This is a genomic window from Flagellimonas flava (genome assembly GCF_050617915.1).
Classification (GTDB): Bacteria; Bacteroidota; Bacteroidia; order Flavobacteriales; family Flavobacteriaceae; genus Flagellimonas; species Flagellimonas flava_A.
Genome location: NZ_JBODQE010000002.1, coordinates 277859 through 301196, shown reverse-complemented (window position 1 = coordinate 301196; position 23338 = coordinate 277859). Strand labels below are relative to the sequence as shown.

The window sequence follows — 23338 nt, the reverse complement described above, 5'->3', positions numbered from 1 at the left end:
TAAGACAACTTTAATATAATTTCAAGTAGCTAACAACAAACCAAAAAACATTGACTCAAATACCCGCAAAATATGTTTGGGTAATATGCTTGTTATTCTTTGCGATTTCCTGCGCAGGGGTACCTAAAGTACGTTTTGAATCCCCTGTGGATACAAGTTCCAAGGCCATAGAACCACAGATCAAGAGGACTTTTTCCATTCCCAATATTGGGGTATATGCCAGTAACGAGTTTGATGGTGCACGGCTCAATGGTTTTACCGCATTGAACGATTCCACCGCCAAGGTGGTCATCAAACCCGAAAATACCCCGATCAATAATAGTCCGTATTACGCATTTACCATTTGGTCAGATAACAAACGACCCTTCTACCTAACCTTCGAATATCCTAAAGGGTTTAAACACCGCTATACTCCAAAACTGGGCCGGTCTGGCCATTGGCAAATTATTGATTCCTCAGCTGTATTTAAGAAGGATTCTATAGTTACCATTAAATTGGATTTGGACAAAGAGCCGATTACCGTGGCTGCACAGGAAATCCAATCCTCAAAAGATGTATCGGATTGGTATATGCCCTTTGTTACAGATATTTCTTATGTGCAGAAAAACATTCTTGGGAAAAGCACCTTGGGAAGGGATTTGGTTGTTCTGGATATCAACAAACCATCAAGCCAAAAGAAAGCGCTCGTAGTACTTATGACCAGGCAACATCCACCAGAGGTTACGGGTTTTTATGCGTTTCAGGCCTTTTTGGAGACCATTTTGGATAATTCAGAATTGGCAAATGCATTTTTGGATCGCTATAGGGTGTTGGCATTTCCACTTATGAATCCGGATGGTGTGGATCTTGGCCATTGGAGACATAATGCAGGTGGCGTGGACACCAACAGGGATTGGTCCAAGTATAGACAACCAGAAGTGCGGCATACTGTGGACCATATCCACAGTATTATGAAAAATGAAGATTTGGAATTGGTTCTGGGACTGGACTTTCATTCTACCTGGTACGATGTTTTTTACACAAATACAAAAAGGGAAGGGACTACAATGCCCCAATTTGTGGACGATTGGTTCGGGGCGCTTGAGAAAAACATAGAAGGTTATAAGGTGAATGAACAGGCCGGAAATAGCAAAAAACCAGTATCCAAGGGTTGGTTTTTATACGGACATAATGCAGTGGGAATTACTTATGAGATTGGAGACGCCACTCCAAAACAACAAATAGAAAAGTTTGGAACTGTCTCATCACGGGAAATGATGAAACTATTAATTAATCAATAAACAACTGAGGAACTAACTTAATTCAAACCATATGAGAAAAACCCTCTTATCTTTAATTTTTTTGTTTTTGGGACTGTCAGTAGTCAGTGCCCAACAGACCGTCACCGGAACAGTAAGTGATGGGGACGTACCCTTGCCAGGGGCTTCGGTCTTGGTAAAGGGAACCACCAATGGTACAACCACAGATTTTGATGGAAACTATACCATTTCAGTGGAAGTTGGCCAAACCCTTGTATTTAGTTATGTAGGTTTTGCAACACAGGAATTGCCAGTAACGGACCAAACAACCACCATCGATGTTGTGTTGTCCGAAGATGCCCGGGCTCTTGATGAGGTCGTGGTAACGGCTCTCGGTTTTGTGGAACAACGGGACAAAATGGCCTCCACTTATTCCAAAATTGATGCGGATAAACTAGTACAGCCGGTAGAGAACAAAATCATAGATGGAATAGCTGGTAAAGCTGCCGGTGTAAGCATCAATGCTACCTCAGGTGATCCAGGTGCTGGTTCCAATATTCAAATTCGTGGAACAAGTTCCTTGAGCGGATCGAGCCAACCATTGATCGTTGTGGATGGGATACCCTTGAACAATGACAATCTAGCGGGATCCGGGGACGATGATCAATCCGCAGGAGTTTCCCAACAGTCAAGGCTGAACGACATTAACCCCGAGGATATTGAGTCTTTCCAAGTATTCAAAGGAGCTTCCGCAGGAGCATTGTATGGTTCCCGGGCTTTGAATGGTGTAATTGTGATAACCACTAAAAAGGGTAAGGCTGGTAAATTCAATATTAATTATTCTACAGGTGTTTCCATTGATCAAATTTCAATAAAGCACCCCTTACAAACTACTTTTGGACAAGGAAATGGTGGTAGTTTCGTAGCCGATGCGCAAAGGTCTTGGGGAGATAGGATTTCTGAAAGAGCAGGAGGCGCTGATGCGGTAGACACCTCGGGCCAATTCTTTGAATCTTTGGTTTCCGATAATATTATTTATCCCATTACCCAAAAGAACTCAAGGGAGATTTTCACAGATAGAAACTTTGACCAAGTTTTTCAATCTGGTATTACGTATGACAATAAGGTTTCGGTAAGCAGCGGAAACGAAAAAGGCACCTATTATATAAGTGCGGCCCATGTTAACCAAGATGGGATAATTAAAAATAGTTTTTACAAGAAAACGAATTTCACTGTTAATCTAACCCAAAACCTGACAGATAAACTACGGACCAATTTTAAGGCCAATTATGTACATACAGGGTCTAACCGAACCCAGCAAGGTTCCAATACAGCTGGATTGTATTTAGGTCTTTTAAGAACTGCACCAGATTTTGACCAATCGGATTATATAGGTAACCACCACAGTAGCACAGGCTCTATTACGCCCAATAGGCACCGCGGTTACCGAAGATCATTGGGAAGCAGCGATAATGTCATCTATAACAATCCACTATGGACAGTGAGGGAGCAAAAGAGTACGGCCAAGGTTAACCGATTGATCGGAACCGGGGAAGTGGCCTACCAGTGGAATGACAACATCAGCACCATAGTAAGAGGTGGTGTTGATTTCTATGTGGATACCAGGGTCTATTTCTTTCCATATTATACCGCTGGTGCCGCCAGAAGATATGGATTGTTAAATGATGAGACCATTAATAATGAGGAATATAATGGGGATTTATTGACCAATTTCAACTATGCAATCACAGATAAGTTAAACTCGAATATTGTGGTTGGTTTTGGTATTAATGATAGAAGAAGAAAAAGAATCTTTACAGAGGCAGACAATTTTATTGCCAACTTTAGAAGTCCCTTGGATGCTTCTGAGCTATCTGCCAGGGAAAATATTGGATCGGAGACAACAAGAACCAATAGAAGGAACATTCGTTTTTACGGTACCGCCAATTTTGATTTTGCAGATCAGTTGATATTACAATTGGGAGGGGCCTTTGAAAAGCACTCGGTATTGCCATCATCTGATAATGGTTTCTTTTATCCAAGTGCGGAATTGGGTTGGACCTTTACCAAAGCATTGAAAGATTCGGGCCCTTTATCGTTTGGAAAAGTAAGGTTGGCCTACGGGCAAGTGGCAAACGTTCCCATAGCGCATAGAGAGCAAACCGTTTTTGAGGTGGGAACCTTTTCATCCTTTTCTGATGAGATTGCCTTGGAAAACTTTGGTGGTGGATTTCAATTTGATGAGCGTTTGGGAAATTCCAACCTGAAGCCGGAAATCAAGACCGAATACGAAGTGGGCCTTGACCTAAGGTTCTTAAGAAATAGACTGGGTCTTTCCACCACCTATTATACCAACAAAACTGAAGATGTGCTATTAGATCTTGCCTTGGTACCTTCACTCGGTTTTGATGAAATCTATGCCAATGGGGCGACCATAGAAAATGACGGTCTTGAAATTGAGTTTAGATATGACTTCTTAAGAAAAGAGGATTGGAGAGGTAGCATTGCCTTGAACTATAGTACAAATGACAATATTGTTAGAGGAGTAAATGGTGAGGGAGAATTTATCCAAGAATTTTCTGAAGGGACCTCCATACAATCTGTGGCTATTGATGGCGAGCCTTTAGGAGTACTGTACACCCAGGGAGCCCTAAGAAATGCTGATGGTAGTTTAGCCTTGGATGCAAATGGCTTTCCACAAGTGGACACCGGCGGCAACCTTATTGTAGGTGACCCCAATCCAGACTGGAGAGGTGGCCTTCAGTTTGACCTTTCGTACAAAAACCTTTCTTTGGCAGCATCTTTTGATACGAGCCAAGGGAATGATCTCGCGCAGCGCACCAGGTTTATCCTGTCATTTTTCGGAACCCATGCGGACGTAGGAAAGACTATTACACTTAATGAGGACTTGGTGAATTTTGATGGGGATGTAATTCCTGCCGGTTCCGTGGTAAGAGGTAATATTGGAAATTTTGGCGCCGGAAATGTACTCCTTGACGAAGCGTATTACACCTCACTATATGGATTTGGAGATGGTAAGTTAAATGAATTTGCAGTAGAGGACGGAAGTTGGACACGTCTAAGGGAACTGTCGCTGACCTATACCCTGAATTCGGAGAATTTTCAGAAGGCCACAGGATTGAGTTCTGTACAGTTTACCGCTTCAGGTCGTAACTTGATCATTTGGTCAGATGTGGTCGGAATAGACCCAGACATCAATCAGTTTGGTGTTGGTAGGGCACGCGGATTGGATTACTTCTCCAATCCTGGATCGAGAACATATGCTTTTGGAATCAATTTTAATTTTTAAATGAAGGAAACTATGAAATCTAGATACAAATTAATCTTATCATTGATTTTTCTAACATCGACAACAGCATGTGACGATTACTTAGATGTAAATGAAAATCCTAATCAATTGGTGGAAGTTCCTTCAGGAGATTTAATGCTCACCGGAACATTATTGGCCAATGCCCAGATACAGCAAGGACAACTGGCCAGAACAAGCATGTATTACACTGGTGGGTTAATCGGACTTCAACTGGTACAGCAGACTTTGTATAATTATGACTATACTCCTGGAGATTCCAATGCGGTTTGGGGACATTTGTACAATGGTATTTTGGTTCAAAACAAAGAGATTCGCAGACTTTCTCCTGATGTTGGCCGCCTGCAGGGAATTATAGATGTCAATGAAGCTTTGGCAGTTGGAACGGCAGCATCCCTGTTTGGCGATATTCCATATTCAACAGCTACTCCGGATAATCCAGGAATAGCTTCAGAGGATCCTACTTTGGATGCACAGGCAGATGTTTACGCTGCGCTACAAACGCTTTTGGACAGTGCCATTCCAAAATTGCAGAATGGTTCTACAACCAGTATTACCAATAGCCAGGACAATTACTTTGGTGGGGACGCCGATAGCTGGATTACTGCAGCCTATACACTTAAGGCACGCTATTATTTGCAAACTAAGCAGTACGCCCAGGCGTTGGCCAATGTGGTGAATGGGATCAACAGTGCCGCTGGAACCATGCACTACAACCCCATAGGGGATGTGCCGGGAAACAGTAACATCTTGTTCAATTTTGTAAATAGTAGTAGAGCAGGGGACATGACCGGCGAAGGTACCTTTTACAGGGATTTGATGGATCCAGCAAATGTAAATAGCAGGAACAATGCCAAGACCGATGAAACTGCACGTAGAAACTACTCTTTTATTAGTGGGGATGGCGAACAGGCTGGCGGTATTGACGATGCAACCACACCAATGAAATTGGTTAGCTATGAGGAAAACCTCCTTATCTGGGCAGAATGCCTCATCCGAGCCAATGATGATGTGCAAGGTGCAATTGATAAATTGAACGAGCTGAGGGCGTATCTGAACACCGGTGCGGCATTTAACCTGATCAATGGAGATGAAACTTTCCTCTACGATGCCTATGTACTGGCGGATTTTGAAGCAGGCGGTATGGAAAATACGGATAATATTGCCACGGATAGAGCTGTGCTTAGGGAGATTATTGAAGAGCGTTACGTAACAGGGTTTAGTACCTACATGCCCTTCAATGATGCCAGGAGATTGCGTACCGAAACGGATTTACTGGTGCCCTTTCCGTTAAACAACGGGAGCACAACGGTTAATCCCCAAAGGTTTCTGTACGCTCAGGATGAGATAAATAACAACAGTAATTTACCCAATCCCATCCCAGATTTGTTCACTCCAACACCGGTTAACCAATAACATGGAACAATCACCAACCAATTAGTGTTTGAGTTAGCTCAGTTCCCGAAGGCTGCCTATGCGATGGATAGGCAGCCTTCCTTGGGAAAAGACCTTTTGACAATGTAAAGTAGCTTCAAATGTTCAAAACTTCCTTCTTTTTAGGCTTATTATTGCTATTGTCCGCATGTGTTGAAGAAAAATCTTCAATAGACATCCTAATTGTGAACGGAACGGTGTATGATGGCATTTCAGAAGTACCTTCGCAGTTGGATATTGCTATTCAAAATGGCAAGATAACTTCCATGGGCACGTTGGATGAACAGGAGCTTAACCCAAAACACCTTATCGATGCTTCCGGCAAAATAGTTAGCCCAGGCTTTATTGACCCCCACACACATGCTGATAGGGATTTGATAAAGCCAGAGACTGCGCATAATATGCCTTTTCTAATGCAGGGGGTTACCACCGTTGTGGTCGGTAGTGATGGTGACAGCTTTCTTCCTTTAAAAAAACATGCTCAATTGTATGATTCCATCGGAATCGGTACCAATGTGGTCCAGCTTGTTGGGCACGGTTCAGTTCGCAAGCAAGTCATGGGGAAAAGTGACCGTAAGCCCACGCCTTCGGAATTGAAGGAAATGAAGGCATTGGTTCAGGAGGAAATGGATCAGGGCGCCTTTGGAATGTCAACAGGACTCTTTTATGCCCCAGGAAGCTATTCAAATACAAATGAAGTGATTGAGTTGGCAAAGACCGTTGCAATGAACGATGGTATTTACGACACTCATCTTAGGGATGAGAGTTCATTTACGGTTGGGTTGGTCAATGCGGTACAAGAAGCCTTGGAAATTGGGAAAAAAGCGCAAATACCTATTCATATTTCCCATATTAAGTGTCTGGGGAAGGATGTATGGGGCAAAAGTCAAGAAGTTATAGACCTCATTGAACAGGCCACAACCATGGGTGTGCGTGTAACGGCCAACCAATACCCTTATGAAGCTTCAGCAACCAGCCTAAAAGCGGCCGTGGTACCTCGATGGGCAGAAAGCGGTGGTCTGGACTCCCTTTTTATCCGATTGGGGAATCCCAACCTTGAAAAACGTATTTTGGATGAAACCAATCGAAATATGGAAAGGCGGGGTGGTCCATCAAAATTGTTGATAGTCAAACTGCCAGATACCACCTATGTTGGGAAGAACCTTGAGGAAATTGCACAACTTTTGCAGGTTACACCCCAACAGGCTGTCTTTGAATTGTTGCAAATCGGGCATGCAAAAGTCGTTTCGTTCAACATGGCTTTGGAAGACATCCATAATTTTATGCAGCAGGATTGGGTAGTCACAGGTTCCGACGGGAATACCGGACATCCAAGAAAATATGGATCTTTCCCTAGAAAATATGCCAAATATGTAAAACAGGACCGTATTATAAGCCTTGCCAAGTTCATCAATGGCAGTACCCATAAAACAGCAGAAATCTTTAAAATACCACAGCGAGGGGCAATTAAGGAAGGATATTACGCTGACATTATCATTTTTGACCCTGACAAGTTTGAGGACCGTGCGGGGTACACAGATGCTTTTTTATATGCCAAAGGGCTCGAATATAGTATAGTTAATGGCCGGATGTCGGTAGAAAAAGGACGGTACACGGACCAATTGAATGGAAGTGTGCTTTTAAAACAACAAGCTCTTAAATGATGCAATATGATTGATTTGAGTTCTAAAATGTCCATGGTGAAGCCATCCGCTACCTTGGCGATAAATGAGCTTTCCGCTAAACTAATCAATGAGGGAAAGGAAGTCTACCGTTTGGGGTTTGGTCAATCCCCATTTCCGGTTCCGGAAATCATTGTAGAGGAGTTAAAGAGGCAGGCACATCAAAAGGACTATTTACCCGTCCAGGGACTTTTGCCATTGCGCCAAGCTGTGGCCCAGTTTTTCCAAAGGGAATATCAGCTTGCCGTGGGACCAGAAAATGTCTTAGTTGGCCCGGGTTCCAAAGAGCTTATTTTTAATTTTCAGGTGGCCGTTGACCTTGATGAATTACTGCTTCCAACACCAAGCTGGGTCTCATATGAGCCACAGGCCCTCCTAAGTGGTCATAAAGTGGTATGGTTGGACACCCAAGAGGGCAATGGGTATAAATTGGACGCTAAGCTGTTAAGTGATTATTGCCGTGAAAATCCTGGCAAGAAACGGGTCATTATTTTAAACTATCCGTCCAATCCATTGGGAAGCACATATAGCGAATCAGAGCTAAAGGATTTGGCAGAGGTTTTAAAACAAGAGGAAATAGTGGTCATTGCGGACGAAATTTATGGAGAGGTACATCATGAAGGGGAACACCATACCATTGCAACCTACTATCCTGAAGGCACCATTATAAGTACTGGACTCAGTAAATGGGCCGGTGCGGGGGGATGGCGATTTGGAATTTTTGTATTTCCCAAAACCCTGGATCACATTAGAAAAGCCATGGCCGTAGTGGCCAGCGAAACCTTTACTTCGGTTAGTGCCCCGATTCAGTATGCTGCGATCGAAGCCTATAGAGAGAATCAGTCCCTACAAACCTATTTGAGGTGCTCAAGACAAATATTAAAAGCAGTAGGCTTTTACGTCTATGAAGAACTTACCAAAATAGGAGTAACAATGCCCAAACCGGAAGGGGGCTTTTATCTGTATCCGAATTTTGGAAAATGGAAAAAACAACTGAACTCAAAAGGTATCAACAATAGTGAGGACCTTTGTAGCACATTGTTGAACGAAACTGGTGTGGCCTTGTTACCTGGAATGGCATTTGGGCACCTCCCTGAGCATCTAACTGCGCGACTCTCCTATGTAGATTTTGATGGTAAACAATTGCTTGACCTCTTGATGAAGAACCCTGAAACTGACATGGGACCCCTGTTTGTTCAAAATAACTGCCCAAAGATGAAACAGGGCGTACAAAACCTTATCACATGGCTTACTGCTATTTAAAAAAAATCATCCCCTTAACTATAATGGCTATGACATTTATAGGATGTGAAGATGACAATAAGAATTTTTTGGGAGTCGTTTCATCAGCCTCTCCGGAAGCATCACGAGCGGGAGAGGTCATCTTGAAAAAGGGTGGCAACGCAGTTGACGCTGCCATAGCGGTATCTTTTACCCTAGCGGTTACGGAACCGGCTATGTCAGGTTTGGGCGGGGGTTCTCAGGTACTACTTTCTACTAAAAACCAAAAACCCATCGCTATTAATGGCACCACTTATTCTCCTGAAGCGACCGTGTCCGAAAGCGGGGACACCCTAAGTTTCCATAGGCGTAGTACCATACCGTCAACGGTTAAGGTCCTGGACTATCTGTATCGTCATTATGGAAGTGGAAAGGTTAAGTGGGAAGAGCTTGTCCAACCAGCCATTGGTTATGCAGAAAATGGATTTGAGATTGGACCGTTCAGAGCTAAGGTGTATCAAAAATATGCTGAAAAACTTAAGGCAAGCCCCCATAATACCCACTTGTTTTTGATAGATGAACAAGTGCCCAGGATTGGTGAAATACTTAGACAGCCCATATTGGCAAAGACTTTGAAAAGGATCGCCAAATTTGGTGCCGATGATTTTTACAAGGGGGAAATTGCCCAAAGTATTGCTATTGATATGATGGAAAATCAGGGATGGTTAAGCTTGGAAGATCTCCAGTATTTTCCAGACCCCCAAGAATTGGAACCATTGGCCATAACATATCAAGGTCACCAAGTATATTCCCAACCACCTCCATGCGGCGGCTGGACGGCATTATTGATCATGAAATTATTGGAAGCCAATTCCCAAGGTAAACAACCGAGCACTGATGATATTATTGATGCACTATTTCTGGGCCAAAATGACCGTAGACTTAATCCCGTTGTGGATCTAGTGGATTACGAAACCCAGGTAGCCCAAAAACTGTCCGATGATTACGTTCAAAAACTATTGGCGTCTACTAATGAGGCAGAGGATTCATCGGAGGAAATAAAGACGAATTCTGGGGAAACTACCCATTTTTCAGTAGTGGATTCTGAAGGGACTGTAATAGCGGTAACATCCAGTATTAATGCCTATTTTGGGTCTCTAGCGGCTTCTGAACGCTTAGGTTTTCTTTATAATTCCTATATGGACGATTTTGTTTTTGGTAATCCGGAGCATCCCTTTGTTTTACGGCCCAATGCAATGGCATATTCATCCATGTCTCCTACCATTGTTCAAAAAAATGGGGAAAACGCGTTGGTTATTGGTAGTCCTGGAAGCAGTCGTATAATCTCCTCTGTGGCCCAGTTGACTTCCCAATGGATCCATGAGAAGGATATTGCCAAACTTATTGAAAAACCAAGGGTTCATGTAAACCGGAACAGGGCTTATCTTGAAGAAAAAGAGGACACAATACATGTAGATAGGCAACTAGTCCAAAAGTATGATCTTGAGTTTCGGGTACCGGACGAAAGCCTCATTATTTATGAACAGCTAAATTCGTATTACGGAGGTATTCATGCCATTGCCAAGGAAAAGTCCCAATGGATAGGGGTAGCTGACCCAAGGCGGGATGGCCTTTCCATCGTTGTAAAGACAGATTAATATTATAGACAAATGAGAACCATTCATATACTATTTGCTCTCCTGTTTATCCCATGGCTTGCATGGACACAGACTGCCATTGAATCCATAGCGGAGTTGGAGCTAGAGAAAGTTGCACCTCAGACCAAACAGAATTTTTGGCTTAAAATAATCGACAATGGCATGTCAAGACCGGTAGAGGTGCCTGTAATTGTGGTCAAGGGACAAAAAGATGGACCGGTACTCTGTTTAACCGCCGCCCTACACGGAAATGAGCTTAACGGAATACGGGTAATCCAGGAAGTTGTGGACAATATAGACCCTGGAAACTTTAATGGAACCCTAGTCGCCATTCCAGGGCTCAATGCTATCAGTATTACGCAACATCAAAGAAGGTATATAGATCAAGAAGATCTGAACCGGAATTTTCCAGGCAAGGAAACAGGCAATAGGTCACAGCAATATGTTTGGCAAATCAAAGAAAAAATACTCTCCAAAATCGATTATTTGGTGGACATGCACACCGCGAGCTTTGGTAGGGTAAACACCCTGTATGTTAGGGCAGCCATGGAGGATGAAAAGATTGCCCAAATGGCACGACTCCAGGATGCGGATATTATTTTGAACAGCAATGGCAGACCCAGTGCAAATGAACAGATTGCTGCAACCAGGACCATGCGGGCCGAGGCCATGTTAAAGGGAATTCCGACAATTACAATTGAATATGGGAATCCCCAAGTTTTTCAACCAGAGTTGATATCAAGGGGAAAAAAAGGAATTCAAAACCTCATGGCATGGCTACAAATGACGAATGAGGAAGTTTTAACCGTTCCAAAGCCAACACTTTGCAAAAAGTCGTATTGGATTTATATGAAAGAAGGCGGTTATCTGGAAGTTTTGGTGGCCTTAAACCAAAAGTTGGACAAAGGAGACCTTGTTGCTATAACACGAAACCCTTTTGGGGAAGTCATCAATGAGTATTATTGTCCGGAAGATGGAATCGTTATCGGGAAAAGTAGCAATCCCATTAACATGAACGGAGGTCGAATTATTCACTTAGGAATTTTGGATGAATCTGGAAACTGAACTATTGCCATGGTTGATCAGTGTCGCAACCATCTTGGCGGTTGTTTTCCTAGATAAATGGGAGAACAAGCATATTAAGAGCATTCTGGATTGGTTTCCGGCCATACTTTTCGCCTATGTGATTCCAGCTTTGATTTCCAAAATTGGAGGTTTTGATTTCTCGGGCCATGTAATCCATGAAATAAGCAAGGATTACATGATTCCACTGGCCATAGTCACAGTAATGAGCAGTTTGTCAATTAGTCAATTGAAAGCTATGGGATGGAAACCCATTGCCGTTTTTGTGGCTGGTTCGTTCTGGATAGCCCTATTCCCCGTTGCTTATATTGGACTTACTTTTGATAGCGACTTGGTTCAGGGTTTGTTTGCAGAGCAACACTATTGGAAGGGCATACCTCCTGTGGTAGGAGGCTGGATTGGTGGAAGTACCAGTCAATTGGTATTAAAGGAACTGGTGGAATGTCCAGAGAATATTTTTCTTAGTATCCTGATTCTTGACAATATCTTGGTTAATGTTTGGACCATCCTTATGTTTCAGGGTATTAAAAGAACCGACCAGTTGAATTCTAGACTGCGCATATCCGACAACAAAAAGCCGGAATCATTGAACATGGACCAAAAAAACACTTTGCACCCGGTATCGGTAGTTCCTATACTTCTCTTATTGGTCCTTATAGTTAACATGTTTACAAATAGCTTGGTAATCAAAATTATCTTATTGTCCGGTATGGGTTTAATACTCAGGAACTTTATAAAAAAATGGCCTTTTAATTTCATACTTAAATTTGGGTCCATTTTAATCATAACCGTAATGGCCATATTAGGGTTAAAACTCAAGTTTGATTTGGTGCAAATCCACGGACCTCTGCTTTGGTTTTTGATAGTGTGGTTGGTTAGCCACTTCCTTTTTATGCTTTTTGTGGCCAAAATCCTCAATATAAATGCGGTTTGGGTTCCTATTGCCAGTATGGCCAATGTTGGGGGAATTGCTACCGCACCCGCGGTAACGGCGGCCTACGAAAAAAAGTGGATGCCGCATGCCATTCTACTCGCGGTATTGAGCATGGCAACAGGAACGTTCTGGGGGATGATAACCATATTTTTATTGCAGAGTCTGTTCCAAAATTAAACTCATCTAGGGTGGGAGAGTCAAATGGGGTCAATGGAAATACCAAAAGGGACAACGAATGGGACTTTTAAAGGAATGTATTTTAGCCTAATAAACAAGTCCTATCCAATATGGTAAGTCAAAGTATTTGATTATCCCAAGAACTGGCCAAGGGATGCAGGCTGTTGCAGCAACCATCCCGTAAGGCTAAATCGAGGTTTGTTGGATGCAATGACACGATGCGGCATCTCTGCACTTTTAAACATCACACATTTTGCCCCTGTTGGCTCAATTATTAATGATGTGCCATCCTTAAGGAAAAGCTCCAACTCACCCCCATCTCCTTTTTGCCATCCCTTGTTCAAATAGATGACAACTGAGATCGTCCGATTACTTCGATTGTTGAATTGATCTAAATGTTTGTCATAATGGCCACCTTTTGGATAATGGGCCAAATGAAATTCGTACCCTGATAAACCTAGGAAGCAGTACCGGTTAAATATATAAATGGTCTCATCTACCAACTCCCAGAAATTTTGTAGACAATCGTCACGTTTTCTGTCGAGCCAATACGTAAGGTCACCACGGATGTCCTGACGCACCATATTATTATGCAATGCTCCTACTCCGGCTTTTCTAAAAGTATTTAAGTGGTCTAGGAAGAAGGATCTAATCGTCTTGAATAATTCTTGATCCAGGAAATTATCAATGATTACAAAATCATTACCGGAAAGCTCATCCATCCAGGAGAGCCAATCCTGCAAATCATGATACTTGTTCAATTCTTAAATTGATATTTATCTAACAATCATTCTTAAATAATTGGCAACTTAAACTTAAGTTCAGCATGTCTGTTCATCTATTTGAATACGCGGATTAGGGCAAATGCATTGAATCCCTCCAAAATTAAACTACTGGCCAGCGGTTCAACCCTCGTTGAAATAACAATTCAAAATGGAATCCATCTCTTTCTCCCCTTTTTCGATTTGGTTTATTTCCAACCATTTTGCCGGGGGTATTATGGCTCGAAGTGGTTGGTCAACTTTGGAAACTTTCTTGAATGCCCTAACCAGTTTCTTGTCCCAAACTTTATGATATTTTAAAACATCATCAGGGTATACAATTTTTCGTTTGGTACCTTCGTCACGCCCACGGAATGGTTCATTTATGTTCAGGTATCCGTAGTCATCCGTCAACTCTTCCCCTGGATAAATATCCCTTATTGCCAGTTCAAAATCATATGCCGTACTCAAGCAATTGGCTTTAAAACTGTGATTGACATATCTTGCATTATCCCAACATAGGACATAATTTCCGCGATGGTCCCTAAACGCATAGGTGTCGAGAATTCCCTTGTATTTCATTTCCAGGGAATTAAAAGTTGCCCGCGAAAAAATTTGGTCAAATTCATCCAAAACCCATGTAATGGTACCCATTGGAATGAATGCTCGGGCCACCAATCCATAGCCTACTTCAGAGTTAATGAATTTTACCTCAGTATCTGGATGTATCATTTAGATCAAATTTCAATTAGTACATTATCTCCCAGTAAAACGTAAGACCCTGGTCTTGTGGAATTTGAAGCTTTTTTGGAATTCCTCAATTTTTTTTCGCAAAACCATATGGTGTTCTTCATTCAATTCTCTTGGAACCATCGGACTGCCATTGGGACTACCCTCCAACAAATGCCCATAAGAGATAATTTCCAACCCGAGATTGTGCAATGAATTCTTTAAACTTTTTGTTCTTTTCTTCATCGCCAATATCACACTGACAGCTGCGGAGTCGGTTTGGCTCAATTGCCTTTCAAGAAACACCAACTCATTGTCCAAGTGCTTTAACGTGGATTTCCAACTTTTGATCTCACGCTGAAAATTGGAATAATCCTCTGATGCATTCCAGCTCATTTAAGCAGATTTTTGAGATTCTACATACTTTCTTTGAAGTTTATTTTTGTTATTACTTGAGGCATAATTCAGTTTACGCTCAATGGTCTCGATTATCACATTGGCTATATCCAAACCGGTGGCATTTTCAATACCTTCCAGTCCTGGGGAAGAGTTCACCTCAAGTAAAAGCGGTCCTCTGTTAGATCTAATAATATCCACTCCCGCAACGTCCAAATTCAACATTTTAGCGGATTTTATCGCCAATTTTCGTTCCTCAGATGTAATCTTTATAAGGGAGGCCTTCCCTCCCTGATGAATATTGGCCCTAAACTCACCTTTTTGGGCCTGTCGCTGCATGGAGGCTACAACCTTGCCATTGACCACAAGACATCTTATATCTTGCCCATTGGCCTCTTTTATGAACTCTTGTACCAAAATATTGGTCTGTACACTTTTGAACGCATTGATGACACTTTCGGCCGCTTTGTTGGTCTCGGCCAAAACTACTCCCATACCTTTGGTGCTCTCCAGCAATTTTATAATGAGCGGTGCCCCATTTACCATGCGGATCAAGTCTTTTGTATCCATGGGGGATTTGGCAAAGCCCGTTATTGGAATCTGTATGTCATTTTTAGAAAATAGCTGGGAAGCATATAGTTTGTCCCTGGATTTGCTGATCGCATCGGATGAGTTCAAACAATAGACTCCTAGGTTATCAAATTGACGCAAAAGTGCGCATCCATAAAAGGTAACGCTTGGCTTTATTCGGGGAATCACAGCATCAAACTTGTCCAAAATGTTACCGCCCCTGTACCTGATCTCAGGTGAACCGGCGTCCAATTTCATATAAGCGTTCTCCACATTTAAAAATACCACCTCATGTCCACGTGCCTCACCGGCTTCTATAATCCTCTTATTGCTGTACAAATTTGGATTACTGGCCAATAACCCGAGGGTCAATCCATTTTTCTCCTTTCCAAAAGGTTGATATAGTTCTTTTATTTCCTCTGAGGACAGTTCGCCCTGGCAAAACCCTCTTGATGAATCGACTAGATACCGTCCATTCAGGGCTTCCCTTCCCAGAATCATGCGATACTCCATAGAATCCCTATTCGCCAACGTAACCTCAATTTCAAACGTGTCGCCACCAATTTTGACCTTAGTCTTGATTACCGGCCTTTCTTCGGAAATGCCAACTGAACTTTTCACCGAACGGACATCAATGAGTTTGGCCTGACATAATATGGATATGCTTCGATTATCCTGTATCGGGTTAACCTCAAATCTGACCCATTCTTCCAAGTCCTTGTTGAAAATTTTTATTTTATTGGCCTGAATGGACGAGGTCTTGGCCCCTGAATCCACTCTCACCTTAACCGCCGGAATTCCCAAATCATCCAATTGGCACCATTCCTCACTTCCCAAAACACTTAATTCAGTCAATTTTCGCCTCTTTATTCTCCCTTACGGGAATATCTTATTTGGTTTATTTTCTATTTGCCCCCATGAGAGAAATGTGGCCCCAACCTCACCGATAAAATGTCAATCCCTATTAAATTTGGTTGTATGGGCCACAATGAACTTCAAATCATGTTTTACATCAATTGATCAACTCCAGATCAACGATATAATAAACTCGATATTCTTCGTCATTCTCATCAATTTCGGTATCCGTTTCGTAGCCTATCTTAAATTTCTTTCCAACGTACTCATCGGAGTCCAAATCATATCTTTCAGCTGCCCTTACATCAATATCCGAGAATTCATACTCCAACTCATCATCGTCAACAAACATGTAAATCCCTTCTTCGGAGCCAACATAGGTTGCCTCAATGATGATTTCCTGGGCTGAAGGTGATTTTATAGTAGCTGTCAATGCAATAAAAATGATAATCAATGCTTTCATGGTTTTATGTTTAAATGTTTTTTTCTGCTTTTGAATTTTTGTTCTTGATTTTTTTGACCATCTTATGAGAAGTGGTTGAATTTTAAATTGTATTTCACATGTATGAAAATGGCCAAGAATTGATAGACAATCCAAATTTAAACACGGAATGCGAAAATGCCATTCGGAGCAGAAACAAACTTTTGTAAATACAAACTATGGTAAGAAGAATACATTTCGGAAATCAGCCCTATTATTCGGTGCCCTATCCCTAGGGCGGCTTTTTGGGTAGATTTCCTTATCCCCATAAGCCCGAATTTGAAACAAGTTTTCAAAATGAGAGGCAATGCGTCCAATTAAGCGGACTCATTTACTAATAGTAAACTTAATCAAAAAATTAATCCAATCTCTTTCTTGCTATAGATATTATTTTTTTACGTTGGATAAGACTGCGATGTTCCCCAAAAGGCAAGACTTATAAATCAAGGCCCAAAAAAATAGTCTAGATGGTTGAATGCAAATTGCTTTATCTAATGGGTTGAATTTCTAACAGAAGTGAGGCTAACCGAAAACTATGGTTAGTTCTTTTTCAAAATGAAATGTATTTGTTCATGCTAATATAAGGTTCTATCCTCGTGCTTAAGAATGGATTATTGCCTTTTGAAAATCAATAAAATACAGAGGGATAAGAAGAAAATAAGCAATCAATCAAAACCTGTTGTACTAATAAAATAAAAAGGCTATCAATTTCTTGAAAGCCTTATTTTTATTGTAGCGAGAGGGAGACTTGAACTCCCGACCTCAGGGTTATGAATCCTGCGCTCTAACCACCTGAGCTACCTCGCCATTTTGCGGTTTTGCGGGTGCAAATATAAAGTTTAATTTTCGCTGAATCAAAATTCATTTTAATTTATTATTTGATATTTATTTTTATATCTTCCCAAATTATACATCAATCTTGAAAAGGAAAAATAGAACACTAGAATGAGTGATAAGGTCAAATTTGAAATTGAGTTTGTAATACAGGCTTCACCGCAGTTGCTTTACCAATATATATCCACCCCTTCCGGACTATCAGAATGGTATGCCGACAATGTTAATTCCCGTAGCGAACGGTTCACTTTTATTTGGGATGGCGCCGAAGAGAATGCCAAAATGCTCAAAAGAAAAAGCGATGAGTTTGTGAAATTTACTTGGGAAGAAAATGATGATGACAGCTATTTTGAGATGCGCATCATCGTAGATGAAATCACCAAAGATGTTTCCCTGTTTATTACAGATTTTGCCGAGGAAGACGAAGTGGACGAAGCCAGAATGCTATGGGAAAACCAAGTTTCGGATTTAAAACAAGTACTCGGTTCCAAGTAGCAGTATTCCTTGCTAAAACGTATATTTGGTCCCGATTTTAATCGGGACTTTTTTATGGTCAATTTCAACGGTGCTTTACTTTCCAAGGATTCCAATATCCTTACACATTCCAATCGCGGTCTTAAGTTTGGGGATGCCCTTTTTGAAACTGTACGTTGCGTAAACGGAACCATCTTTTTTTGGGAGGACCATTACTTCAGACTAATGTCCTCCATGCGAATACTTCGTATGGAAATTCCCATGGAGTTTACCTTGGAGTTTCTTGAGGGGGAGATCAAACGCACCGTGGAAAAAAATGGCTTGGAAGATAGCCCTGCCAGGGTACGACTCACCGTTTTTAGAAATGATGGTGGATTGTATAGCCCTGAAACCCATGACGTGTCTTATTTAATTGAAGTGTCGCCCATGGAGTCGCCATTCTATTTGATCAACGATGGGCCCTATGAAGTTGAATTGTTCAAGGATTATTATGTGAACAAGGATATGCTTTCCAACCTAAAGACCACCAATAAAATATTAAATGTGGTGGCCAGCGTCTTTGCCCAGGAAAATGGATACCACAATTGTCTTCTAATCAATGGCGACAAACAGGTGGTTGAGGTCGTTAATGGCAATCTTTTCTTGGTACAGGGCAATACCGTTAAAACCCCGCCTTTGAGTGATGGCTGCTTGGATGGCATTATCCGAAAGAAACTCAATGAAATCATCGCTGCCACGGAAGGAATGGAATTGATAGAGGATTCCATATCGCCCTTTGAACTTCAAAAAGCGGATGAATTGTTCCTTACCAATAGCATCCAGGGAATAGTTTCCATAGGCAAATACCGCAAAAAAGAATACGGAAATGCTATCGCAAAATCACTTTTGGGAAAATTAAATACCAAGGCAAGGCTGGGATAACCTAATTTAAAGAGGGATTTTCGGGAGAATTGGACCAGAGGAGATAATCACCGCCCAATTCCACCATTTTTTCCTTCCAAAAGGCATTGGAGGATTTCTCCAGGATACTACTTTCATATTCGTTCTGGACCACCACCCATGATTTGGAATCCAACTCATGATCTAATTGATGGGAACCCCAACCGGAATACCCCAGAAAGAATCGAATGTCTTGTTCCCCTATAGTTTTGTTATTGATGAGCTCTACGGTCTTTTCAAAGTTCCCTCCCCAGAAAATACCATCAGAGATTTCAATGCTATCATCAATCAAATGGGGCACCTTGTGTATAAAATAAAGGTTGTCCTGTTCCACAGGCCCGCCATTGAATACCTTAAAAGGAATGGTGATTTCAGAAATAAGGTCGCAGATACTATAATCCAAGGGTTTGTTCAAGATAAAACCCACAGAACCTTCTTGATTGTGTTCCGCCAAGAGCACCACAGATCGGTTAAAGGAGACATCTCCTGTAAGAGCTGGTTCAGCAACCAGCAACCTTCCTTTTATGGGCTTTAAGCTTACCATTTTACTAGGTTCTCATAATTAAATGTAACATAATATCCGTTAATTACAAAAACCTGGGATAGGGACTTAAAACAAAAAAGCACTTCCGTGGGGAAGTGCTTCGTTATATTGTATAACCTATCTAATTAGTTTACAGAGCTGCTCAATTCTGCTCCAGCTTTGAACTTTACAACGTTCTTTGCTGCAATTTGGATAGTTTGTCCAGTTTGCGGATTTCTACCTTCTCTTGCATTTCTCTTGGATACAGACCAAGACCCGAAACCTACCAAAGAAACTCTGTTTCCTTTTTTAAGTGATCCCTCTACGTTCCCCAAGAAAGATTCCAATGCTTTTTTGGCTGCTGCCTTAGTGATGCCAGCATCGGCTGCCATAGCATCGATTAATTCTGTTTTGTTCATAATGGAATTAAATTAATTGTTGTTAAAATAATTTTAATGCTGAACAAATTTATATGGATTTGCCTCAAACGCAAGTAAAACCAAGGGAAAGTGGGCTTTTTGTTGATAACTTGAAACGTTTGTTGATAAAGTCGAATTAAAATTGGGACTTTTGTGAGCCTAGTGTTAACAAGGGTTCAGCGAAGGTGGGCATTTTCATCCAGATTTAGACCATTAAGCACTTCATCGATTTTCATCCTCCTTTTTCCAGGAAGTTGTACTTCCAAAAGATGGAGATAACCTCCTGATGCTGCCACTTTTAACGTCCGTTTTTCCAAGATCAACTTTCCGGTTGGATGGTCATGATTTACGACCTCCATACGCGTCTTGAAGATTTTGATGGGGTCTTCCTTGCCTTGGTTCATCAAATAGCACCAAGCAGCGGGGTAAGGACTAAGTCCACGAATATGATTGTGAATATCCTGAAGGGAATGATCCCAGTTGATTTGACAGGTGTTTCTATGGATTTTATGCGCGGTCTTAATATCCGTGGCTTCTTTTTGGGGAATGCTGGTGACCGTTCCATCTTCAATTTGTTTACAGGTTTCCACAACCAACCCTGCACCCAAATCCATTAATCGGTCGTGTAAAGCTCCGGCATCATCTTCTGGATAAATCGGTGCCGTTTTTTGGAGAATGATGCTTCCCGTATCAATTTTATCGTCAATAAAGAAGGTGGTCACTCCAGTTTCTGTCTCCCCGTTGATAATGGCCCAGTTAATCGGCGCAGCCCCTCTATATTGGGGCAGGAGTGAGGCATGAAGGTTAAAGGTTCCATGATGCGGCATGCGCCAAACTACTTCGGGTAACATTCTAAAGGCCACAACAACCTGCAGGTTGGCTTGAAGTTCCTTTAGTTCTTTCAAGAACGCTTCACTTTTTAGGTTGGTAGGCTGCAGCACCTTAATATGGTGCGCTTTTGCATATTGTTTCACAGCGGATTCCTGGATTTTCCGACCCCTTCCTGCTGGCCTATCTGGAGCGGTAATGACTCCAGCCACATTAAAATTGGCTTCCAACAAAGCTTTTAGGCTACCCACGGCAAAGTCAGGGGTGCCCATAAACACAATTCGCAATCTGTTATTTTTCAATTTCGTACTCATTTCTTGCATTCAACCCAATCCGTTCGTCTTCCAGAAGCTCCTGTAGGGCCTTTAAAATCAGTTTTTCTTCAATGCCCAATACCTGTTCCAATTGTCTGGATGTTTGTGGTGCGGTCACGAGGATTTTAAAAATACTTTTCTTTAATTCTTCGGAAGGAACGGTATCTTTTTGGGTACAAATATCGCAAGTACCACACTTTTCGCTGGTCTTTTCCCCAAAATAATTTAGGATGAAAACACTTCTGCAAACCCTTGTATTTTGGACATAGTCCAACATGGCGGCCATGTTTTTCTGTTTAACTGAATTAAAATCCTTGATTTTTTTTGCGAAGGGATTAATCGTTCTGTCATCTTCCCGGGGCACCAAAAACTGGATTTCCAAATCGTTGTTGGAGCTCTGGTATTCGGCAACACCATCGGCCTGCAATTGCTTCAATACCTTTTTGATGGTTTTTTCACCTTCCCCTACTTTTTTGGAGAGCAAGTGAAGATTTATCTTAGTTTCATGCTCTGTAATTCCGCCGTAGGTACGCAGCACGGTTTGAATAATATGGGCAACTTTTGAATTGTCTTGTAAATATTGGAAAATTCCGTTTCGGGAGGCCACAAATTTCAAAGTGGTCTTTTCCGTAAAATTCTCAGATAGGGAAATCACTGAATTTTGATCCAAAATACGCAGGGCATGATAAGCCATATTGGGTGGGAATCCATAACGCTTACAAAAGGTGTTGAATTTGAAGCTCAAGGAATCCAACACCGATTCCCCGTAGGAAATCTGAAAGAAATTGTTGAGTTGAACGTAAAGTTGTTTTACAAAACCCACATCGGGTAAGGAAGATAAAAATTGTTGCTTTGCACGGTCGGCATCCTCCTGGGAAGTTATGATTAAAGCCGATGAAGGATTCCCATCCCGTCCAGCTCTTCCTGCCTCTTGAAAATAACTTTCCAAACTATCCGGGATTTGGTAATGGATCACCCATCGTACATCGGGTTTGTCCACGCCCATTCCAAAGGCATTGGTAGCCACAATGCAGCTCACATTTCCTTTGAGCCATTGCTGAAGCTTCTCTTCCTTATCAGCTTTGGAGATACCTCCGTGGAAAAAGGTAGATTTTACTCCATTTTTATTCAGGAATTCGGATAAGGAAACGGTCATTTTCCGCGAACGCACATACACAATGGAGCTCCCTCTAAATTGGGTCAGAATCTTTTTAAGTTGATAGTTCTTGTCTTCCGTATGCTTTACCCTAAAGCTAATGTTGGAGCGGGAGAAAGAGTCCTTGAACACTTGGGGCTTTTCCAATTGTAGGTTCTCCAAGATATCCTGCACCACTTTTGGGGTTGCGGTTGCCGTTAAGGCAATTGTTGGCGTTTCGGGGGTCAAATCCTTTAAAACGGCACATTCCAAATAGGCAGGTCTAAAATCGTTGCCCCATTGTGATATACAATGCGATTCATCAATAGCGACAAGATTCACGTTCATTTCCCGAATCCGCTCTTGAACCGTGGATTGCTGCAATCGTTCAGGGGAGAGATAAAGGAACTTGTAATTGCCATAAACACAATTGTCCAAAAGGTCATTGAGTTCGGAAAAAGGGATTCCCCCTGTTAGCGCAATGGCTTTGATATTTTTTTGTCTGAGTTGCTGTACTTGATCTTGAATAAGGGCGACCAAAGGGGACACCACAATGCAAATACCTTCCATGGCCAAAGCGGGCACCTGATAGCAGATGGACTTGCCACCTCCCGTGGGCATCAAAGCCAGTACATCTTTTTTGGCCAGAACGCTCTCAATGATTTGGCTTTGGGAACCCCTAAAATCTTCGTGCCCCCAATATTCCCTTAAAACGGATTTCGCATCTTTTTGCACTAAGTGGATTTCAAGTTGTCCAAGATAAAATCAACACGGGCATTAACGGGATCCTTTGGAACCAGAATGGGGTTATACCCAAATCTTATGTAGGTATCCATTAAAGCATCGTGGATTTTTTCAGCCTCCTCATAGGTTTCCAACCGCTCATTGTCCGAAACGTAAATTTCCTTCCATGGCGGAACTATAAAAATGGCATCGTAGAGGTGATTTTCGCAAGCATCTATGAACTCCTTGTCATAGGATTGGTCAAAAAAGTCCATGTAGGCCAGTACATCTGGAATCCCACGATCAAAAAAACTAATGGGGACTTTCATGTCCAAAGAGTCAATATAGTGCTTGGTTCTTCCATAAAGTAAGTCTTTGTTGAACTGCAACGCATCGTCCACAAATACCAAGGGGTTGGACACAAAAGAATCGGGTTCGCCTTCCATTTTGGCGTTGGAGGTCATATCCCTTATGATTTCATGAAAACAGTAATGACCTTGGTCTTCCAGGCCATTGATGATGGACGTTTTTCCGGTGCCAGGTGCTCCGGTGATAACAACTTTATGGTTCTTCAATCAGATAATTTTATCAACACAAAGTAA

20 protein-coding genes and 1 tRNA gene are annotated in these 23338 nt (G+C 41.9%); 10 read left to right on the top strand and 11 right to left on the bottom strand.

Going from position 1 to position 23338, the window contains the following annotated elements; genetic code table 11:
• The first annotated feature begins 50 nt into the window (after positions 1–50).
• The 8 genes from ACRHOZ_RS07135 (at position 51) to ACRHOZ_RS07100 (ending at position 12755) form a co-directional block, all read left to right on the top strand.
• On the top strand, positions 51–1280 hold the full coding sequence (locus tag ACRHOZ_RS07135; protein ID WP_431123941.1) for a M14 family metallopeptidase: 1230 nt from the start codon (positions 51–53) through the stop codon (positions 1278–1280).
• A 31-nt stretch (positions 1281–1311) separates the two neighbouring features.
• Positions 1312–4548 carry a SusC/RagA family TonB-linked outer membrane protein gene (locus tag ACRHOZ_RS07130; RefSeq protein WP_431123938.1) on the top strand — a complete coding sequence of 1079 codons (3237 nt, stop codon included), beginning with the start codon at positions 1312–1314 and terminating at the stop codon, positions 4546–4548.
• Positions 4549–4560: 12 nt separating this feature from the next.
• On the top strand, positions 4561–5982 hold the full coding sequence (locus ACRHOZ_RS07125) for a SusD/RagB family nutrient-binding outer membrane lipoprotein (protein WP_431123935.1): 1422 nt from the start codon (positions 4561–4563) through the stop codon (positions 5980–5982).
• A gap of 119 nt (positions 5983–6101) precedes the next feature.
• On the top strand, positions 6102–7664 hold the full coding sequence (locus tag ACRHOZ_RS07120) for an N-acyl-D-amino-acid deacylase family protein (RefSeq protein WP_431123932.1): 1563 nt from the start codon (positions 6102–6104) through the stop codon (positions 7662–7664).
• 6 nt (positions 7665–7670) lie between these two features.
• Complete coding sequence (locus tag ACRHOZ_RS07115; RefSeq protein ID WP_431123928.1) at positions 7671–8945, top strand: pyridoxal phosphate-dependent aminotransferase; 1275 nt, start codon at positions 7671–7673, stop codon at positions 8943–8945.
• 29 nt (positions 8946–8974) lie between these two features.
• Positions 8975–10561, top strand: a complete 1587-nt coding sequence (locus ACRHOZ_RS07110) for a gamma-glutamyltransferase family protein (RefSeq protein ID WP_431123925.1) — start codon at positions 8975–8977, stop codon at positions 10559–10561.
• A gap of 12 nt (positions 10562–10573) precedes the next feature.
• Positions 10574–11626 (top strand): succinylglutamate desuccinylase/aspartoacylase family protein, encoded by a 1053-nt coding sequence (locus tag ACRHOZ_RS07105; RefSeq protein WP_431123922.1) that lies wholly within the window; start codon positions 10574–10576, stop codon positions 11624–11626.
• A complete protein-coding gene (locus ACRHOZ_RS07100) occupies positions 11610–12755 on the top strand; it encodes a DUF819 family protein (protein ID WP_431123919.1) in 1146 nt (381 codons plus the stop codon). Before ACRHOZ_RS07105 ends, ACRHOZ_RS07100 begins: the two co-directional genes overlap by 17 nt.
• Positions 12756–12886: 131 nt before the next feature.
• Here ACRHOZ_RS07100 and ACRHOZ_RS07095 read toward each other — a convergent pair whose 3' ends face one another.
• The 6 genes from ACRHOZ_RS07095 to ACRHOZ_RS07070 all read right to left on the bottom strand — a co-directional run bounded on the left by ACRHOZ_RS07095 (position 12887) and on the right by ACRHOZ_RS07070 (position 17354).
• The gene (locus ACRHOZ_RS07095; RefSeq protein WP_431123916.1) at positions 12887–13516 is read right to left on the bottom strand and encodes a 2OG-Fe(II) oxygenase; all 630 of its coding nucleotides are present in this window, start codon (positions 13514–13516) and stop codon (positions 12887–12889) included.
• A 144-nt stretch (positions 13517–13660) separates the two neighbouring features.
• Positions 13661–14248, bottom strand: coding sequence for an SET domain-containing protein (locus tag ACRHOZ_RS07090; RefSeq protein ID WP_431123913.1), 588 nt, complete (start codon positions 14246–14248; stop codon positions 13661–13663).
• 24 nt (positions 14249–14272) lie between these two features.
• Entirely contained in the window at positions 14273–14641 is a 369-nt protein-coding gene (locus ACRHOZ_RS07085) for a hypothetical protein (protein WP_431123910.1), read from the bottom strand.
• A complete protein-coding gene (gene rimK / locus ACRHOZ_RS07080) occupies positions 14642–16066 on the bottom strand; it encodes a 30S ribosomal protein S6--L-glutamate ligase (RefSeq protein WP_431123907.1) in 1425 nt (474 codons plus the stop codon). It abuts the gene before it with no gap.
• Positions 16067–16223: 157 nt separating this feature from the next.
• Entirely contained in the window at positions 16224–16529 is a 306-nt protein-coding gene (locus ACRHOZ_RS07075) for a hypothetical protein (RefSeq protein WP_431123904.1), read from the bottom strand.
• Between the two features lie 751 nt (positions 16530–17280).
• Positions 17281–17354: transfer RNA gene (locus ACRHOZ_RS07070), tRNA-Met, on the bottom strand.
• Between the two features lie 138 nt (positions 17355–17492).
• On the opposite strand from ACRHOZ_RS07070, the gene ACRHOZ_RS07065 reads away from it, so the two are divergent.
• Together ACRHOZ_RS07065 and ACRHOZ_RS07060 are read left to right on the top strand one after the other, a co-directional pair.
• Positions 17493–17876, top strand: a complete 384-nt coding sequence (locus ACRHOZ_RS07065; protein ID WP_431123901.1) for an START-like domain-containing protein — start codon at positions 17493–17495, stop codon at positions 17874–17876.
• Positions 17877–17930: 54 nt separating this feature from the next.
• On the top strand, positions 17931–18776 hold the full coding sequence (locus tag ACRHOZ_RS07060; protein WP_431123898.1) for an aminotransferase class IV: 846 nt from the start codon (positions 17931–17933) through the stop codon (positions 18774–18776).
• A gap of 1 nt (position 18777) precedes the next feature.
• Here ACRHOZ_RS07060 and ACRHOZ_RS07055 read toward each other — a convergent pair whose 3' ends face one another.
• The 5 genes from ACRHOZ_RS07055 to ACRHOZ_RS07035 form a co-directional block, all read right to left on the bottom strand.
• A complete protein-coding gene (locus ACRHOZ_RS07055; protein WP_431123896.1) occupies positions 18778–19338 on the bottom strand; it encodes a YqgE/AlgH family protein in 561 nt (186 codons plus the stop codon).
• Positions 19339–19463: 125 nt separating this feature from the next.
• Positions 19464–19736 (bottom strand): HU family DNA-binding protein, encoded by a 273-nt coding sequence (locus ACRHOZ_RS07050; RefSeq protein ID WP_299381736.1) that lies wholly within the window; start codon positions 19734–19736, stop codon positions 19464–19466.
• Positions 19737–19912: 176 nt separating this feature from the next.
• Positions 19913–20878, bottom strand: coding sequence for a methionyl-tRNA formyltransferase (fmt, locus tag ACRHOZ_RS07045; RefSeq protein ID WP_431123893.1), 966 nt, complete (start codon positions 20876–20878; stop codon positions 19913–19915).
• Positions 20856–22748, bottom strand: coding sequence for a RecQ family ATP-dependent DNA helicase (locus ACRHOZ_RS07040; protein WP_431123890.1), 1893 nt, complete (start codon positions 22746–22748; stop codon positions 20856–20858). Before ACRHOZ_RS07040 ends, fmt begins: the two co-directional genes overlap by 23 nt.
• Entirely contained in the window at positions 22748–23311 is a 564-nt protein-coding gene (locus ACRHOZ_RS07035; RefSeq protein WP_431123886.1) for an AAA family ATPase, read from the bottom strand. The genes ACRHOZ_RS07040 and ACRHOZ_RS07035 overlap by 1 nt, the downstream gene beginning before the upstream one ends.
• Positions 23312–23338 lie beyond the last annotated feature (27 nt).